Here is a 16,628-nt window from a genome sequence, read left to right on the forward strand (position 1 = left end):
GAGGCACGGTGACCACCTTCGGCTACGCCGAGCGGCCCGCCGGTCTGACCGGCCCGGCCCCCCGCAGCTCTGTCAACGAGCGGCTGGACGCCGGCCGCTCCGACAGCGCCGGGCGTCGGGTCCACCAACGACCGCACCACAACGAGGCCCCGACCCGCCCGCTGGTGCCCGGCGGCAACGCCGCGCCGGCCGGCCGGGTGGCGTCACCGGCCCGCCCGACCATGCCGGCGCAGAGCCGGCGGGCCGGCGAACCGGCCCCGGTAACCGACCCGTCGGGCACCGAGACCGCCGTGCTCCCCGCGGTGCCGGCCGGCGACACCGCCGTGCTCCCCGCGGTGCCGGCCGGCGACACCGCCGTGCTCCCCGCGGTCCCGGCCTCCGTCACGCCCGCCACCGGCTATCCCAGCCGGCCCGACCCGTCCGACCCAGCGACCGAGGTCTGGGGGCTGGTGGAGCGGGCGCAGGCCGGCGAGGCCGAGGCGTTCGGTCTGATCTACGACCGGTACGTCGACACCGTCTTCCGCTTCGTCTACTTCCGGGTCGGCAACCGGCAGCTCGCCGAGGACCTGACCTCGGACACCTTCCTCCGCGCGCTCAAGCGGATCGGCAGCTTCACCTGGCAGGGCCGCGACCTCGGCGCCTGGCTGGTCACCATCGCCCGCAACCTGGTCGCCGACCACTTCAAGTCCGGTCGCTACCGGCTGGAGGTGACGACCGGCGACGTGCTCGACGCCGACCGCGAGGACCGCGGGCCGGAGGGCAGCCCGGAGGCGGCGGTGGTGGAGCACATCACCAACGTCGCCCTGCTCACCGCCGTCAAGCAGCTCAACCCGGAGCAGCAGGAGTGCATCGTGCTCCGCTTCCTCCAGGGCTTCTCGGTGGCCGAGACGGCCCGCGCGATGGGCAAGAACGAGGGGGCCATCAAGGCCCTCCAGTACCGTGCGGTGCGAGCCCTGGCCCGGCTGCTCCCGGACGGCTTTCAGCCCTGATCGGGCGCCTTCGTGCAGCCGGCGGCGGGCCGGCGAGGATACCGCACGTCCAGTGACGGCGATCACGCTTCGTGATTTCGCCTCCGCTGCCCCCGTAACCGGCACCCGTCGCGAACCGTTTCTCCGGGTGCGACCAGTGGTTGTCCGGCGTCCCCCGGGCCACCCGGTCCGGTCAGCACGGGTGGTCACCGCACGCCGCCCGTCGGCGTCACACTGCCACCGGTCGCCGGGAACCACCGCGGCCGATCGGCCGTGACCAGCGAGAGGGGGTGCCTGCGGTGGACAGCGACCTCTTCTCCCGTCGGCGGGCCACACGCTTCGCCCAGCTTCTCGACGAGGCCAACGGCGGGCGACGCCATCACGCCCGGTCCCGGACCGACGACCAGCTCGTCGCCCTCGTCGCGATCGGCCGTCAGCTCACCGCCGAACGGCCGGACGTCCAGGTGGACCCCGAGTTCCGCAGCGGGCTGCGGGCGATGCTCGTGGCCACGGCGGTACGGGAGGGGGTGGGCACCGCCGGCGCCACGGAGTCCGCAGCGCAGTCCTCCGCCACCGCCCCGCGTACCCCGCTGCTGGGCGGGGTGACCGCACGTCGGGCCCGAGCCCGCGGCGCCATCCTGGTCGGCATCACGGCTGGCGCGGTCGCGCTCTCCGGCATCTCCGCCGCCAGCGAGAACGCGGTCCCCGGTGACGCGCTGTACGGCATGAAGCGCTCCACGGAGCGGGCCCAGCTCGCGCTCGCCAGCTCGGACCTGAGCCGGGGCCAGCTCTTCCTCGACTTCGCCCGCACCCGGCTGGACGAGGCCGCCACGCTGCACGGCGACCCGGCCGGTTTCAGCGGGGTGCTGGACGACATGGACGCCGACACCCGCCAGGGCGTACGCCTGCTGACCACCACCGCGGTCGAGCGTTCCGACCCGGCTGGCCTGGACGCGGTGAACACCTTCGTCACCGGCCAGCGAGGGGCGGTCACCGGGCTGCTCGACGGGGCCGGCCGCGCCGAGCGGGACCGGACCCGCCGGTCGCTCGCCCTGCTCGACGCGATCCGCAGGCGTTCGGACGGGCTGCGCGCCGCCATCGCCTGCGAGCTGCCCAGGCCGGTCGGCAGCGACGCGCTGGGGCCGGCCCCGGCCGCCTGCCCCGGCGACCGCTGACCCGGCGAGCAGTCCGCCACACTTCTCCCTTCAGCCGATCACCCCGCGCGACCACCCGACTAGGCTCGGGGATGTAGGCAGCGCGGCAGGTTCACCGGAGGGAGGTGCCATGGCCCGCACCCGCAAGGTCACGGTCAGCACCGACGTCCACGGGCACACCGCCGGTTGGGCGGAGGCGGAACGGCCGCCGCCCACCCCGGTCGAGCCGGATCCGACCGCGGCGGCCTTCTTCGACGTGGACAACACGATGATGCAGGGCGCGTCGATCTACTGGTTCGCCCGCGGGCTCGCCGCCCGGAAGTACTTCACCACCGGTGACCTGGCCCGGTTCGCCTGGCAGCAGGCCCGGTTCCGGCTGCTGGCCACCGAGCACGCCGGCGACATGTCGCAGGCCAAGGAGGCCGCGCTGGCCTTCATCCAGGGCTGGCGGGTGGACGAGGTGGAGCTGCTCGCCGAGGAGATCTTCGACGAGCTGATGGCCCCGCGGATCTGGGCCGGCACCCGCCGCCTCGCCCAGCGGCACCTCGACGCGGGCGAGCGGGTCTGGCTGGTCAGCGCCGCCCCGGTGGAGATCGGTCGGGTGATCGCCACCCGGCTCGGCCTGACCGGCGCGGTCGGCACCGTCGCCGAGGTGGTCGACGGCGCGTACACCGGGCGGCTGGTGGGCGACCTGATGCACGGGCCGGCGAAGGCGGAGGCGGTCACCCAGCTCGCCGCGGTCGAGGGGCTCGACCTGTCCCGCTGCGCGGCCTACAGCGACTCGGCCAACGACCTGCCGATGCTCTCGGCGGTCGGCCGGGCGGTGGCGATCAACCCGGACGGCACGTTGCTGCGCCGGGCCCGGGAGCGGGGCTGGGAGGTCCGCGACTTCCGTACCGGCCGGCGGGCTGCCAAGATCGCCGTACCGTCGACCGCCGCGGCCGGGCTGCTGGCCGGCGCGGTCACCGCGGGCCTGGCGGCGCACCGCCGCCGCCGCGCGCTCTGACCCCGCAGGTCAGGGGCCGAACGGGTCGGGGCGGCGTTCCAGCAGCTTGTGCAGGGTGTGCTGGATGGTCTCCCGGACCTGGTCGGCCAGGTTGAACACGACCAGCGGATCGTCGGCCGAGTCGGTCAGGTGGGCCGTCGGGATCGGCGGGCAGAACTCGATCAGCCATTTGCTCGGCAGCGGCACCATGCCCAGCGGCCCCAGCCACGGGAACGTCGGCGTGACCGGGAAGTACGGCAGCTTGAGCAGCCGGGCGAGCGGCTTGACGTCGGCGAGCATCGGATAGATCTCCTCGCCGCCGACGATGGCGACCGGCACGATCGGGGTGCCGGTGCGCAGCGCCGCCGAGACGAATCCGCCCCGGCCGAAGCGTTGCAGCTTGTAGCGGTCGGAGTAGAGCTTGCCGACGCCCTTGAAGCCCTCCGGGAAGACTCCGACCAGCTCGCCGTTGCCGAGCAGCCGTTCCGCGTCCGGGTTGCAGGCCACCGTGCCGCCGGTCTTGCGGGCGATCTCGGAGACCACCGGCATCCGGAACACCAGGTCCGCGCCGAGCAGCCGCAGGTAGCGGTGCTCGGGGTGCTGGTCGTGCAGCGCGGTGGAGAGGATCAGCGCGTCGAGCGCGACCGTGCCGGAGTGGTTGCCGACCACCAGGCCGGGCCCGTCGGCGGGCACGTTCTCCAGCCCGCTGACCTCGGTGCGGAACCAGTCCCGGTAGAGCACCCGCAGCAGCGGGTGGAAGACCGAGCCGGTGAGGTCCGGGTCGAAGCCGAACTCGTCGACCTCGTAGTCGCCGGAGAGCCGCCGGCGCAGGAACGCCAGGCCGGAGGCGACCTTGCGGTCCCAGTGGTCACCGGGCCGGTCCGCCACCGCCGCCCCGTCCGGCAGGGCCGGGAGGTCGCCGGCCGTCGGCGTCGCCACCGGCTGGTCGGTCGCGGCGGTGTCCGGCTCGTCGGTCGCGGCAGTGTCCGGCTCGTCCTGCGCCGCCGGGTCGACGGCGGGTCTCGCGGCGGCGGCCGTCCGGCGCCGGTGCCCGTTGCGCCGCACCGGCTCCGCGTCCGGTCCGGCCACGGTCAGGGGTACGTCGTACCGGCCGTGCGCGCCGGAGTCGGGTCCTTCGGCGGTCACGACGAGCGCTCCCGGACGGCCGTGCGGACCTGCCGGATGCTCTCCAGCACCAACTGTTCCGCGGCGGCGAGATTGTCCCGGCTGACCACCACGCCACCGTGGTGGGCGCGGATGAAGTCCTCGAACGCGGCGGCGGTGGAGCGCGGGGTGAAGCCGTACTCCCGCTCCAGCCGGCTGGTGTCGACCACCCGGCCGTGCACGAAGAGGTCGACCTGGTCCAGGCCGTACCGGCCGAAGCCGAGGTTGCGGGCGACCGCGGCGGCCCCGGACAGGCCCGGTTCCAGCACCGGCATCGCCACCCGGCCGGCCCGGCGGATCGCCTGGGAGAGGGAGAGCACGCCCGGACCGGCCACGTTGTACGTCCCCGGGTGGTCCTCGGCGATCGACCGGTGCAGCACCTCGAGGGCGTCGTCGAAGTGCACGAACTGCAACCGCGGGTCGCGCCCGAAGACGGTGGGCACCACCGGCTGGGAGAAGTAGCGGGTGAGCGTGGTGTCGGCGGTCGAGCCGATGAACGGCGCGAAGCGCAGCACGGTGGCGGTGACGTCGGGGCGTCGGCGGCGGAAGCCGCGGACGTACCCCTCGATGTCGAGGATGTCGCGGCCGAAACCGCCGCGCGGCACCTCGCGCGGCTCGGTCTCCTCGGTGAACACGGCCGGGTCGCGGAACGACGCGCCGTACGCGGCGGTCGAGGAGCGGACCACCAGCTTGCGCAGCCGGGGGGCGCGCTGGCAGGCGGCGAGCAGCTGCATGGTGCCGATGACGTTCTGGTCCTTCATCGCCGCCCGGCCGCCGTGCTGCGGGTCGGGGGCGCTGACCAGGGCGAGGTGGACGACGGCGTCGACGTCGAGGTCGGCGAGGAGGCCGCCGAGCGAGCCGAGGTCGAGCCGGATCCGCTCGACCCGGTCGAGCAGGTCGGTGACCTCGGGGCCGGGAGTGGTCGGGTCCACCCCGATCACCCGCTCGATCCGCGGGTCGGCGGCGAGCCGGGCGGCGACGTGCGCGCCGAGGTAGCGACCGACCCCGGTCACGACGACGACCCCCGGAGCACCTGAGGTGCCACCGGGGGTCATCGCGCACGCCCTGACCGGCAGGAGGGACCGAGCCGGGATGTCCGCGGCCTGATCACCTGAGCCTCCGAGGGTCGACAGTTGGCAAGTGGTACCGGATGCCGGGCCGTGGCCCGGCATCGGTCACTTGCCGAGACGGCGACGCTGGACGCGGGTCTTGCGCAGCAGCTTGCGGTGCTTCTTCTTAGCCATGCGCTTGCGGCGCTTCTTGACCACCGAGCCCATACGACAGCCTTTCAATGGAACGTGCGGGGCGGACGGGCGACGTCACTGCGGTGACGCCGGTGACCGCGTGCGGACAACGGACCGGACCAGCCTGGTGGCAGTGGGGCGCACCGGCGAGCGGTCACGGTCGGCTCCAGGGTAGCCGGAGAGCATCAGCAGGACCAACGCGCCCCCGTCGATGCCCGTTACGTCGTACTCGGCGGGCCGCCGGGGGACGGGTCAGGCGGATTCCTGAAAGGCGCCCCGGAGATAGTCGTGCACCGCGTGCTCGGGCACCCGGAAGGAACGGCCGACCCGGACGGCGGTGAGCTCACCGCTGTGCACCAGACGGTAGACCGTCATCTTCGACACCCGCATGACCGACGCCACCTCGGCGACGGTCAGGAACTTGACATCCGACAGCCGACCGTCGGACTGTGACCCGGCCATGGCTCACCCGACCCATCCCATGCCCGGCGCGAGCCACCCGACGGGTGGTCCCACCCGGGCCGGCGAACGCGCGTGTTACCAGTACGGTAGCGGGGCCGCTGTGACCGGCGCGATCCCTTCGTACAACTGATCATGATTGACCGGCGGTTCACCCGACCGTGAGCAGGGGTTTTACGCCTGGCCGCGCCCGACGTCCCGTTGCCGGGACCGGTGCCACCGTCCTCACTCGGCGCGCAGCGCGACCACCGGGTCGAGTCTGCCGGCCCGCTGCGCGGGGACCACCCCGAAGACGATGCCCACCGCGGCCGAGACCCCGAAGGCCAGCGCCAGCGACCACCAGGTGATCGCCGCCGGGATCGGCGAGAACGCGTCGACCAGCAGCGCGGTGCCCACGCCGAGCGCCATCCCGGTCAGCCCGCCGATCGAGGTGAGCAGCACCGCCTCCAGCAGGAACTGCACCCCGATGTCCCGCGGGCGGGCGCCGACCGCCTTGCGCAGGCCGATCTCCCGGGTCCGCTCCCGTACCGAGACCAGCATGATGTTGGAGACCCCCACCCCGCCGACCAGCAGGGAGATCCCGGCGATGGCGGCCAGCACCCCGGTGAGCACGCCCAGGATGTCGCCGAGCACGCCGAGGATCTGCTGCTGGGTGACCGCGCTGAACTCGGTGTCCGGGTGCCGGCGGCCCAGCTCGGCGACGATCCGGTCGCCCAGCTCGCCGATCCGCTCCCGGTCCGGGGCCTTGACCGCGATGCCGTCCACCCGCTGGGTGCCCCAGAGCCGCTGCGCGGCGGTGACCGGCACGTGCACCTCGTCGTCCCGGTCCACGCCCAGGCTCTGCCCCAGCGGGGCGAACACGCCGATCACCCGGAACCGCACCCCGGCCAGCGACACCTGCTGGCCGAGCGGATCCCGGTCGGGAAAGAGCGCCCGGGCCACCGACGTGCCGAGCACCGCGACCCGCCGGCTGGTGTCGACGTCCGCGCGGGTGAGGTAGCGGCCCCGGGCGAGCGAGCGGGTGAAGACCGCCGGGGTCGTCTCCAGCACACCCTGGACGGTGGTGAAGTCGGACCGGTTGCCGGCCCGGGCGGTCGCGCCGGAGGTCACCGTCACGGCGACCCGGCCGGGATCGCCGACCACCCGGGTGACCGCGTCCACGTCCCGCAGGGTCAGCGGGGAGACCACCGGCGCGGTTCCCACATCGATCTTCCCCGGTACGACCAGCAGCAGGTTGGAGCCGAGCCCCTCGACCTGGCGCTCCACCTGCTGCTTGGTGCCGGTGCCGATGGCGACCAGGAGCACCACCGAGGCCACCCCGATGATCACGCCGAGCATGGTCAGCGCGCTGCGCATCCGGTTGGCCCGCAGCGCGTCCAGCGCCACCCGCCACGCCTCGGCCAGCCTCACGACGCACCGCCGATGTCGCGCGGAAGGCGTCCGGTGGCTCCGGTGGGCCCACCGGAGCCACCGGACGGGTGCCCCGGGCCGCTTCCGGACGCGGACCGGGGCTCCGCGCTGGGAGCGCCATCCAGTGTGTCAGGTGCCTCCCCGGCCTCGAACGGCGGTCGATCATGGGCGCTGTCGGAGACCACCACCCCGTCCCGCATGGCGATCCGCCGCCGGGCCCGGGCCGCCACCTCGTTGTCGTGGGTGACCATCACCAGCGCCACCCCCGACTCGGCGTTCAGCCGCTCCAGCAGGGCCAGCACCGCCTGGCCGGTCGCGGTGTCCAGGTTGCCGGTCGGTTCGTCGGCGAGCAGCACCGTCGGGTCGGTGACCAGCGCGCGGGCGATCGCCACCCGCTGCTGCTCACCGCCGGACATCTGGTTCGGACGGTGGCCCAGCCGGTGCCCCAGGCCGACCCGGCCCAGCACCGCCGCCGCCCGCTCCCGGCGCTGCCGGGCGGCCACCCCCCGGTAGACCAGTGGCAACGCCACGTTCTCCACCGCCGAGGTACGCGGCAGCAGGTGGAACGCCTGGAAGACGAAGCCGATGGTCTCGTTGCGCAGGGTGGCCATCTCCGGCGGGGAGAGGCTGGCGACGTCCCGCCCGCCGATGACCAGCCGGCCGCCGGTCGGCCGGTCCAGCCCGCCCAGCAGGTGCATCAGGGTGGACTTGCCCGAGCCCGAGGGCCCGACCAGCGCCACGTAGTCGCCGGGCTGGACGGTCAGCGACACCCCGCGCAGCGCGGGCACCGAGACGCCGTCGAGCTGGTACGTCCGGGAGACGTCCACCGCCTCGATCGCCGGCGTCACCCGACCTCCTGGCCGTCGCGGACCTGGTCGGCGCCGCGTACCACCACCCGGTCACCGGCCGACACCCCGTCGAGGATCTGCACCAGGTCCTGCCCCTGGACGCCCACGGTGACCGGCACCTGGTCGGCGTGGCCGTCCCGGACCAGCCAGACGGCGTCCCGGCCGTCGGCGGAGAAGACCGCCGAGGCCGGTACGGCGACCGCGTCGGCCGCCTCGCGTACCCGCAGGTGGACCACGGCGTTCATGCCGGGGCGGGGGGCCGGAGCCGGCTCCCCCTCGCCGAGCCGGCCGGCGCCCAGGGCGAGGCGTACCCGGTAGCTGACGCCGCCCCGGGCCGAGCTGGTGGGGAGCACGTCGACCGAGCGGACCGTGGCGGCGTAGCTGGCGCCGGTGACCGCGTCCAGCTCGACGGTGCCGGTCAGGCCGGCGCGGACCAGCAGCACGTCGGTCTCGTCCACCTCGGCGAACAGCCCGAGCGCAGCGGTGTCCACGATGGTCAGGACGGGGGTGCCGGCGGTGACCCGACCGCCGACCGGGATCGCGTCGTCCACCCCGGCCGGCGGGCCGGACCGGGACGGGGTGAGCGTCGACGGGTCGAGCCCGGCGGGCAGCTGCCCGCCGGAGGCACCGAGCAGCCCGGCGAGATCCGTCCCGCCGCCGGCGGGGGTGCCGCCGGGCTGCACCACGCCGCCGATCGGGGCGCGCAGGGTCAGCGCGTCGACGGTCGCCCTGGCCAGGTCGTACGCCTGGCGGGCCTGGAGGCGCTGCGCGGCCGAGAGCGCGCCGACGGCGGAGTTCAGCCCGGCCACGCCGCGCTGCACCGACCGGACCGCCTGGTCGGCGGTGCGCGCCGCGGCGGCGTACTGCTGCTGGGCGGAGGTGACCTGGGCCAGCAGGGCGTCGCGGACCTGCGGATCGGCGATCTTCCCAGCGGCGTCCCGGGCGGTGTCGAACGCCTCGTCGGCGGCCTTGTCGGTGCCGCGCCGGCGGCCGGTGAGGTCGCCCGTGCCGACGCCCCGGCCGGCCCGGTCGGCGGCCCGGAGGGCGTCACGGGCCTGCCGGAGCCGCTGCTGGGCCTCGGGGGAGGCGACCACGGCGAGCACCTGACCGCGGGTCACCCGCTGGCCGGGCTGGACCCGCAGGCTGGCCAGGGTGCCGTCGGCGGGCGCGGTCAGGGTGGCGGCGGCCCGGGCGGTGACGGTGGCCGGGGCGTCGATCACCTCGGCGACCGCGGACCGGCCGGCCGGGGCCAGCGCGACGGTGGACTTCTCGTCGCCGCAGGAGGCGGCGGTGGTACCGGTGAGGACGACGACGGCGAGCAGGGCGGTGAGCAGGCGGGGCCGCGGGGCTACGGGCAGCCGCGGCGAGTGGGTGCGGCGCACCCGTCGATCGTACGAGTGCGCCACACCCAACCCGGAACTGCCGTGTGTCGTCTCGCTAGGACTCAAGCGTGTAGAAGACGGTGATGGACGGCCAATCGCCGTTTTCGTTCACCTCGTCGTCGGTGTACGTGAGCCCAATGATCTCAAGCTCCCCGTCTTCCGCAAGCCGGTCGATGGAGTCAGCTGCACGCCGCAAGAGAGCAGCCACATCCCCCTGGTCTTCGCCGAAAGGCAGCGATACGGAGAAGTAGCGGCACGGCCAATGCTTCTGGGGACGACTAACGCCCAGTTCACTCAACGGCCCCCACCTCCTTCATTGCGCTAAGCGCCGACGATATTCGGATTGAAGGAGCAGACCACGATACACAGGATGATGACTTCGACTGTGGTCGCGGTTCCAGCAACGCCAGTGAGGTGATCTCAACAAGAGATGGCGCGGACGTGACGACATCTGTCATACGCCACTGCGAGACTGTCCGGTGTGCAGTTTCAAAACGACCGTGGAGCGCGGATCAGACCACCAGCGATGGTGGCACCGCGCGGCGAAGCGGTAATCCACCCGGACGCCGCGTGTTCCACGCGCAGCGTGGAGGGAATCTCGGTCCTCTAGCGGGGAGAGATCGTCAAGAGCCCGGTCGATGTCACCCGGCGGTGGCGCGGACGTACCCGACGCACTCGTCGTGCAGCGGCCCCCAGGGGTCGCCGAACACCTGCTCGGCGGCGTCGTCCAGGGACCGGCGGTCGTGCACGACAGCCCGGAAGAACTCCAGCGTCCGCTGCTCGCCGTAGCGGTCGACGAGGTGGTGCACGGCGAGGTAGCCGACGCCGTAGGCGCCACCGGCCCGGTCCGCCGGGTCGTCGGCGGCCGGCGCCAGGCTGTCCAGCCGGCCGTCCCAGCCGCGCAGCAGCGCGCGCACCTCGTCCAGCCCCTCGTAGCGGACCACGGGTGCCCCGTTCGCGCCGGCGTACTCGGCCAGCCCCTCCTTCAGCCACCAGAGAGCCCGCCCGGGGGAACTCTGGTCGGGCAGCGAGGCGGCGTGGGTCAACTCGTGCCGCAGCAGCGCGCCGGCGCCGCCGGTGGGGAGCGTCTCGGCGTTCAGCACCACCTCGTGCTGCCCGCCGCCGATCCCGACCGCGTAGCCGGCCGTCCACTTCGGGCGACCACCGCCGTACCAGCGCCGCCACTCGGCCGGGCCGGCGTAGAACACCCGGTACCGGTCCGGTGGCGGGCCGGCCACCGCGTACAGGTCGGCCACCCGGGCGGCCGACTCGGCCTCCGCGAGCAGGGCGGGCAGCTTCCCGCGCAGCGCGGGGGTGGTGGCCACCACAGTGCGCGGGCCGACGGCCGCGACCAGCTCGCTGACCTCCCAGGGTCGGGCGGCGGTCTGCCCCGACTGGGACTCCTCGACGGCGAGCAGCACCGGAGCGTCGCCCGCCACCCGCCAGCGGGTGCTGACCGACACCGGGCTCGGGGAGCAGTTCGGCACCACGAAGCAGTAGCGGAAGGTGACCGGTTGGCGCCACTGGCCCGGCCGGCCCGGGACGGGGGTGGGCGGGCCGTCCCGCTCGGCCCGCCAGACGGTGACCCGCAGCGCCCGCAGCGCCGCGTACCGGCGGGCCAGGACGGGCTGGGCGGACCGGTCGGCGACGGCGAGGAAGCCGGTCCGGTCCCCGCCGAGCAGGGCGGTGGCCTGCCCGTCGAGTCGCGCGGTCAGCCGTTCGCCGAGCCGGCGGGCGGCCAGGTTGGCGGGGTCGTCGGATGCGGCGGAGGGCGGGCTCCAGGTCGGGCCGTCGCTGGTGCCGCGGTCGATCACGACGGTCAGCACCGCGGCCGGCAGGCCGCAGCCGAGCAGCACCACGACCACCGCGAGCGCCGTCCAGAGCGGCCAGCGTCGGCGCGGTCGCGGCTCGTCCACCCCGTCGGTCACCGGCGAAGGGTACGACCAGCCGAACCATCCGGCCAGACCCACCCGCGCGTCGGGCGTGCCGCCCCCGCGGACGCGCGGCTCGCCTGGTGGCCCGGCCCGGTCCAGGCCCCGGGCCGGCGCGGCTCAGGCCGGGTGGCCGGCGCGGCTCAGTATCGCCCGGTCGGCCGCCCAGCCGACGACCAGGAGCGTCCCGAGCAGCGGCTGGCCGGCCAGCGCGAGCAGCAGCCCGGCGGTCACGAAGCAGGCGGCCTGGGCGGCGTACTTCGCGGCCGGGGGCAGGTGCACGGCGGCCTTCGGCGAGCAGAGGACGCCCCAGACGGCCGCGATCAGCAGCGGCGCACCGAGCCCGGCGAGCAGCCGCACGGCGAGCCCCGCGTCGAGGTGGAACCCCCACCAGCCGGCGGCGGCGAGCATCGCCAGCTCCAGCAGGAACGCGAGGGTGAGCAGCAGCGCCTTCACCGCGCACCTGCGGGGTCCGGCCAGTTGCGGAACGCGGTGTCCAGGGCGGCCACCAGCTGGTCGAAGGAGCGGTCCATGCCCCGGGGCAGGCCGAACCCGCCGCTCGCCTCCAGGGTGACGAAGCCGTGCACCGCGCTGCGGAAGGTCCGGGCCGCGTCGACCGCGTCGTCGCCGGTCAGGCCGTACCCCCGCAGGATCGCGTAGACCGCGTCGAGCGCCAGCCGGCCGGCCTCGACGTGGGCGGGGTCGTCGGGGTCGGGCACCTGCTGGGCGGCCGGGTAGCGGCCGGGGTGCTGGCGGGCGTATCCCCGCCAGGCGTCGGCGACGGCGCGCAGCGCGTCCCGGCCGGCCCGACCGGCGGCCGCCGAGGTCATCTCGGCGGCCAGCTCGGCCAGGGCCAGGGCGGCGAGCTGCTGACCCAGCGCGTCGGCGCCGCGGACGTGCTTGTAGAGGCTGGGCAGCGCGACGCCGAGCCGGCCGGCGACGGCGGCGAGGGTCAGCTTGTCGTAGCCGACCTCGTCGGCGAGCCGGGCCGCCTCCCGGACGACGGTGTGCGGGGTGAGCCCGGCCCTAGGCACGGGAGGTCACCGCCAGGAATTCCGCCAGCTGCGCGGCGGTGGCCGCCGGCTGGTCGGCGTGCGGGTAGTGGCCGGAATCGTCGACCATGCGGGCCTCGGCGGTGGCGAAGAGCCGGCGGGCCGCCCGCGCCTCCGCGCCCGGGTCCGGGAAGTCGGGGTCCTTCGTGCCCATCAGGATCAGCACGGGCTGCCGCACGTCGCGGGCCCGGTCGGTCCAGTACGGCGCGACCGGGGCGATCACCCCACGCACCGCGTCCATCCGGCCGCGCAGCCCGGCCACCAGCTCCCGGCGGTACGCGGCGTCGTCGGCCGGCCGGGGGCCGGGGAAGAGCGTCCTGTGGAACATCCCGAAGAGCCGGGGGCTGCGCAGCACCGCCGCTTGGGCGACCCGCAGGACCGGGTTCGGCTTGGGCTGGGCGACGAACGGGCTGACCTGGACGATGCCGTTGACCAGGTCGGGCGCGTCACCGGCGGCGAAGACCACGGCCGCCGCGCTGGACGAGCTGCCGACCAGGGTGGCCGGCCCGCCGAGGGTACGGACCACGGCGAGCAGGTCGGCGCCGACCTCGGCCGGGGCGTACGTCGGCCAGTGCGGGCTGGAGTCGCCGTGCCCGCGGACGTCCACCGAGGCCACCCGGTAACCGGCCTCGACCAGCAGGGGGATCAGGTGGCGGAAGGCCCGCCGGTTCTCCCCCATCCCGTGCGAGAGGACCACCAGCGGGCCCTCCCCGTGCACCTCGTACGCGATCGTGCCGCCGTCCCGCTCCATCTGGCTAATCGTCATAGCCATAAAGCTAACTGCATTAGCTTCACTCGTCAAGCGCCGAACCGGTCGCGAAACAGGAACGGGCCGGCGGGACACGAGGGTCTCCGCCGGCCCGTACCGGGACCGCTGGGGCTACTTCTTCGAGACCAGCGCCCGGCCGAAGAACATCAGGTTCGCGGGGCGCTCGGCGAGCCGGCGCATCAGGTAGCCGTACCAGTCCTCGCCGTACGGCAGGTAGGTGCGCACCGTGTAGCCCTCGCCGACCAGCCGGGCCTGCTCCTCGGGACGGATGCCGTAGAGCATCTGGAACTCGAAGCGGTCCGGCCCCCGGTCGAACCACCGGGCCCGGTCCTCGCCGATGGCGATCAGCCGCGGGTCGTGGGTGGCCAGCATCGGGTAGCCGTCGCCGGCCATCAGCGCGTTCAGGCAGCGCACGTACGACTTGTCCACCTCCCGGGCGGACTGGTACGCCACCGACTCCGGCTCCTTGTACGCGCCCTTGCAGAGCCGCACCCGGGACCCGACGCCGGCCAGCTCCCGGCAGTCCGACTCGGTGCGCCGCAGGTACGCCTGGAGCACCGCGCCGGTCGACGGGTAGTCCTTGCGCAGCTTCGCCAGCAGGTCCAGCGTCGAGTCGGTGGTGGTGTGGTCCTCCATGTCCAGGGTGACCGTGGTGCCCGCCTCGTCGGCCGCCGCGCAGATCGCCCGGGCGTTGTCGTAGGCGAGCTGCTCGTCGAACTTCTGGCCGAGTGCGGAAAGCTTCACGCTGACCTCCGCGGCCGGGGTCAGCCCCGCGCCGGAGAGCAGCTTCAGCAGCTTGAGATATTCGTCCCGGGTGGCGTTGGCCTGCTCGGGGGTGACGGTGTCCTCACCGAGGTTGTCGAGGGTGACCGCGAGGCCGTCGGCGACGAGTTCGCGGGTCGCGCGCAACGCGTCGTCGGTACCGGCGCCGGCGACGAACCGGCGGACGACGTCCCGGGTGAACGGGGCCGTCGCGACGAGCCGCTCGACCTGGGATGACCGGGAGGCGGCGAGGATGACGGAACGGAGCATGAGCCGAGCGTAACGCCCGTCGCCGGCCCCGCGCCGGGGGGCGGCCGGAGCGCCGGCGGCAGGTCCCAACCGCATCACAGGCCGCACCTGGGGGCCACCACGCTGGCGTTCATCGGTTACAACGATGACGTGCAACCACACCCTCGCCGCCGGCTCCGGTCGGCCTCCGTGCAGCTCGGCGCGCTCACCGCCCTGGCGCTCGCCCTCTCCGGCTGCAACATGACGTCCGACGACGACGATGACGACTGCGCCCTCGGCCCGGCCGGCGGAGGCGGCGACACGGTGGCGCTGGCCATGCGGGTCCCGGCGGTCGCCACCGGCGCCCGCGCCGCCGAGCCCCGACCGGTGGCCGCCGCGCTGCCCGAGCGGGGCGGCTTCGGCACCCACCTCGCCTCCTGCGGCGGCTGAGGTGCGGCGCGAGGCGGCCACCCCCCGGCCGGACTGGGACGCCACCATCCGCTCGCAGGGCCTGGTGTACGTCGACACCGAGCTGCCCGACGGCGGGATCATGTCGTACTGGGACGAGACCGCGGCGTACGCCTTCGACCTGGACGAGGTGCTCCGGCTGGAGGAGGCGACCGAGGAGTTGCACCGGATGTCGGTGGCCGCCGCCGCGCACGTGGTGGCCCGCGGCCGGTACGCCGAATTCGGCATCCCGGCGTGGGCCGCCGAGGCGGTCGCCCGGTCGCTGCGCGAGACGCCTCCCACCCTCTACGGCCGCTTCGATCTCGCCTACGACGGCAGCTGGCCGCCGAAGCTGCTGGAGTACAACGCGGACACCCCCACCGCGCTGGTCGAGGCGAGCATCATCCAGTGGTTCTGGCTGGAGCAGACCCGGCCCGAGGCCGACCAGTGGAACAGCCTGCACGAGCGGCTGGTCGGCGCCTGGGCCAAGATCGGCGCCGGGCTGCACGACCGCCGGGTGCACGTGGCCTGGTCGAACGAGGAGGAGTCGGGCGAGGACCAGATCACCGCCGGCTACCTGGCCGAGACCGCCCGGCAGGCCGGGCTGGACGTCACGCTGCTGCCGATCCAGCACGTCGGCTGGGACGGCCGCCGCTTCGTCGACGCCGACGACCGCCCGGTGACCACCTGCTTCAAGCTCTACCCCTGGGAGTGGATGCTGGCCGAGCCGTACGGGCCGCCGGCGCTGGACCCGGGCACCCCGACCACCTGGATCGAGCCGGCCTGGAAGCTGCTGCTGTCGAACAAGGCGCTGCTCGCCGTGCTCTGGGAGCTCTACCCGGGCCACGAGTTGCTGCTCCCGGCGTACCTGGACTCACCGCGCGGCATGTCGGAATACGTGGCCAAGCCGCTGCTCGGCCGGGAGGGCGGATCGGTGCGGATCGTCACCGGCGACACCGAGATCACCAATCCGGGCATCTACGGCGACGAGGGCTTCTGCTACCAGGAGTTCCGGGCGCTGCCCGAGTTCGCCGGCAACCGGACGGTGCTCGGCAGCTGGATCGTCGACGGCGAGTCGGCCGGCGTGGGCGTACGGGAGAGCGAGAGCCTGATCACCGACGGTTACGCGCGCTTCGTGCCGCACTACATCGACGCGCCGCGCACCCCGTGAGTCGTCTACCGTTGGTGTCGTGAACTTCGACGCGTACGCCCGGACCGGCGTTGACCTCGTCAACTCCCGCCTGGACGACCTCGACGACCTGCGCGCCCTCTTCCCCGACGAGAACGCGTGGATGCGCGACGAGGTCGCCGAACGCGACCTGGTCATCTTCCGGCGGGCGCAGAAGCGCCTCCGCGACGTGTTCGAGTACGGCACCTCCGGGCGGGACGGCCAGGCGGTCGCCGAACTGAACGCCATGCTGGAGGCGTTCCCGGTCCAGCCGCGGATCTCCGGCCACGACTCCAGCGACTGGCATATGCACGTCACCAGCCGGGGCGCCTCGGTGAGCGCGGAATACCTGGCCGGCGCCGTCTGGGGGCTGTCCGTCTGGCTGTGCGAGTACGGCAGTGCCCGGTTCGGCGTCTGCGCCGACGAGCGGTGCGGCAACGTCTACCTGGACACCTCGTCCAACTGCTGCCGCCGGTTCTGCTCGGAGCGCTGCGCCACCCGATCCCACGTCGCCGCCCACCGCGCCCGCAAGCGCGCCGCCATCGGCGAACAACTCTCCACCCCCGCCGACTCCCTAACCCCAGCCTGACCCCCCGCCCCCGCCCGGGACAGAGTTGATCAAGAAGTTTGCGCACGAATCGGGCCGTATTTTTCCGC

Annotated in this window: 19 protein-coding genes; 6 read left to right on the forward strand and 13 right to left on the reverse strand. The window is 74.2% G+C overall.

All coding sequences use genetic code 11. The features are described 5' to 3' along the window. Positions 1-8 precede the first annotated feature (8 nt). The 3 genes from AC5RWQ_RS24445 to AC5RWQ_RS24455 all read left to right on the forward strand — a co-directional run bounded on the left by AC5RWQ_RS24445 (position 9) and on the right by AC5RWQ_RS24455 (position 3,128). Complete coding sequence (locus AC5RWQ_RS24445) at positions 9-989, forward strand: ECF subfamily RNA polymerase sigma factor, BldN family (RefSeq protein ID WP_494284991.1); 981 nt, start codon at positions 9-11, stop codon at positions 987-989. Between the two features lie 278 nt (positions 990-1,267). After that, positions 1,268-2,143 (forward strand): DUF5667 domain-containing protein, encoded by an 876-nt coding sequence (locus AC5RWQ_RS24450; protein ID WP_494284992.1) that lies wholly within the window; start codon positions 1,268-1,270, stop codon positions 2,141-2,143. Positions 2,144-2,252: 109 nt separating this feature from the next. After that, entirely contained in the window at positions 2,253-3,128 is an 876-nt protein-coding gene (locus AC5RWQ_RS24455; protein WP_494284993.1) for an HAD family hydrolase, read from the forward strand. Between the two features lie 9 nt (positions 3,129-3,137). On the opposite strand, the gene AC5RWQ_RS24460 is transcribed toward AC5RWQ_RS24455, so the two are convergent. The 13 genes from AC5RWQ_RS24460 to AC5RWQ_RS24520 form a co-directional block, all read right to left on the reverse strand. Then, positions 3,138-4,013, reverse strand: a complete 876-nt coding sequence (locus AC5RWQ_RS24460; protein ID WP_494285062.1) for a lysophospholipid acyltransferase family protein — start codon at positions 4,011-4,013, stop codon at positions 3,138-3,140. A gap of 236 nt (positions 4,014-4,249) precedes the next feature. Continuing rightward, on the reverse strand, positions 4,250-5,326 hold the full coding sequence (locus AC5RWQ_RS24465; protein ID WP_334487059.1) for an NAD-dependent epimerase/dehydratase family protein: 1,077 nt from the start codon (positions 5,324-5,326) through the stop codon (positions 4,250-4,252). 120 nt (positions 5,327-5,446) lie between these two features. Next, positions 5,447-5,548 (reverse strand): 30S ribosomal protein bS22, encoded by a 102-nt coding sequence (locus AC5RWQ_RS24470; protein WP_007465623.1) that lies wholly within the window; start codon positions 5,546-5,548, stop codon positions 5,447-5,449. Positions 5,549-5,767: 219 nt separating this feature from the next. Beyond that, a complete protein-coding gene (locus AC5RWQ_RS24475; protein WP_334487057.1) occupies positions 5,768-5,977 on the reverse strand; it encodes a helix-turn-helix domain-containing protein in 210 nt (69 codons plus the stop codon). 222 nt (positions 5,978-6,199) lie between these two features. After that, entirely contained in the window at positions 6,200-7,384 is a 1,185-nt protein-coding gene (locus AC5RWQ_RS24480) for an ABC transporter permease (RefSeq protein WP_494284994.1), read from the reverse strand. After that, entirely contained in the window at positions 7,381-8,232 is an 852-nt protein-coding gene (locus AC5RWQ_RS24485; RefSeq protein WP_494284995.1) for an ABC transporter ATP-binding protein, read from the reverse strand. Before AC5RWQ_RS24485 ends, AC5RWQ_RS24480 begins: the two co-directional genes overlap by 4 nt. Next, on the reverse strand, positions 8,229-9,614 hold the full coding sequence (locus tag AC5RWQ_RS24490; protein ID WP_494284996.1) for an efflux RND transporter periplasmic adaptor subunit: 1,386 nt from the start codon (positions 9,612-9,614) through the stop codon (positions 8,229-8,231). Before AC5RWQ_RS24490 ends, AC5RWQ_RS24485 begins: the two co-directional genes overlap by 4 nt. Positions 9,615-9,669: 55 nt before the next feature. Beyond that, entirely contained in the window at positions 9,670-9,912 is a 243-nt protein-coding gene (locus AC5RWQ_RS24495) for a hypothetical protein (RefSeq protein WP_494284997.1), read from the reverse strand. Between the two features lie 343 nt (positions 9,913-10,255). After that, positions 10,256-11,542 carry a hypothetical protein gene (locus tag AC5RWQ_RS24500; RefSeq protein WP_494284998.1) on the reverse strand — a complete coding sequence of 429 codons (1,287 nt, stop codon included), beginning with the start codon at positions 11,540-11,542 and terminating at the stop codon, positions 10,256-10,258. A gap of 123 nt (positions 11,543-11,665) precedes the next feature. After that, complete coding sequence (locus tag AC5RWQ_RS24505; protein ID WP_494284999.1) at positions 11,666-12,001, reverse strand: DUF2568 domain-containing protein; 336 nt, start codon at positions 11,999-12,001, stop codon at positions 11,666-11,668. Beyond that, on the reverse strand, positions 11,998-12,579 hold the full coding sequence (locus AC5RWQ_RS24510) for a TetR/AcrR family transcriptional regulator (RefSeq protein WP_494285000.1): 582 nt from the start codon (positions 12,577-12,579) through the stop codon (positions 11,998-12,000). Before AC5RWQ_RS24510 ends, AC5RWQ_RS24505 begins: the two co-directional genes overlap by 4 nt. Beyond that, positions 12,572-13,363, reverse strand: a complete 792-nt coding sequence (locus AC5RWQ_RS24515) for an alpha/beta fold hydrolase (RefSeq protein ID WP_494285001.1) — start codon at positions 13,361-13,363, stop codon at positions 12,572-12,574. Before AC5RWQ_RS24515 ends, AC5RWQ_RS24510 begins: the two co-directional genes overlap by 8 nt. Before the next feature lie 114 nt (positions 13,364-13,477). Next, complete coding sequence (locus tag AC5RWQ_RS24520) at positions 13,478-14,398, reverse strand: proline dehydrogenase family protein (RefSeq protein WP_494285002.1); 921 nt, start codon at positions 14,396-14,398, stop codon at positions 13,478-13,480. Positions 14,399-14,527: 129 nt separating this feature from the next. Here AC5RWQ_RS24520 and AC5RWQ_RS24525 point away from each other — a divergent pair, with 129 nt between their 5' ends. From AC5RWQ_RS24525 to AC5RWQ_RS24535, 3 genes are read left to right on the forward strand one after another with little or no spacing between them, the layout of a single operon-like run. Next, positions 14,528-14,806 carry a hypothetical protein gene (locus tag AC5RWQ_RS24525; RefSeq protein ID WP_494285003.1) on the forward strand — a complete coding sequence of 93 codons (279 nt, stop codon included), beginning with the start codon at positions 14,528-14,530 and terminating at the stop codon, positions 14,804-14,806. Position 14,807: 1 nt separating this feature from the next. After that, entirely contained in the window at positions 14,808-15,974 is a 1,167-nt protein-coding gene (locus AC5RWQ_RS24530) for a glutathionylspermidine synthase family protein (RefSeq protein ID WP_494285004.1), read from the forward strand. Positions 15,975-15,993: 19 nt separating this feature from the next. Beyond that, positions 15,994-16,560 carry a CGNR zinc finger domain-containing protein gene (locus AC5RWQ_RS24535; protein WP_494285005.1) on the forward strand — a complete coding sequence of 189 codons (567 nt, stop codon included), beginning with the start codon at positions 15,994-15,996 and terminating at the stop codon, positions 16,558-16,560. Positions 16,561-16,628: the final 68 nt, after the last annotated feature.

This window comes from Micromonospora sp. BS32 (assembly GCF_059089345.1).

Excerpts from the sequence above, each read along its gene's own strand:
- AC5RWQ_RS24470 (WP_007465623.1), bottom strand. The coding sequence starts at position 5,548 with ATGGGCTCGGTGGTCAAGAAGCGCCGCAAGCGCATGGCTAAGAAGAAG.
- AC5RWQ_RS24465 (WP_334487059.1), bottom strand. The coding sequence starts at position 5,326 with ATGACCCCCGGTGGCACCTCAGGTGCTCCGGGGGTCGTCGTCGTGACC.
- AC5RWQ_RS24475 (WP_334487057.1), bottom strand. The coding sequence starts at position 5,977 with ATGGCCGGGTCACAGTCCGACGGTCGGCTGTCGGATGTCAAGTTCCTG.
- AC5RWQ_RS24515 (WP_494285001.1), bottom strand. The coding sequence starts at position 13,363 with ATGACGATTAGCCAGATGGAGCGGGACGGCGGCACGATCGCGTACGAG.
- AC5RWQ_RS24520 (WP_494285002.1), bottom strand. The coding sequence starts at position 14,398 with ATGCTCCGTTCCGTCATCCTCGCCGCCTCCCGGTCATCCCAGGTCGAG.
- AC5RWQ_RS24455 (WP_494284993.1), top strand. The coding sequence starts at position 2,253 with ATGGCCCGCACCCGCAAGGTCACGGTCAGCACCGACGTCCACGGGCAC.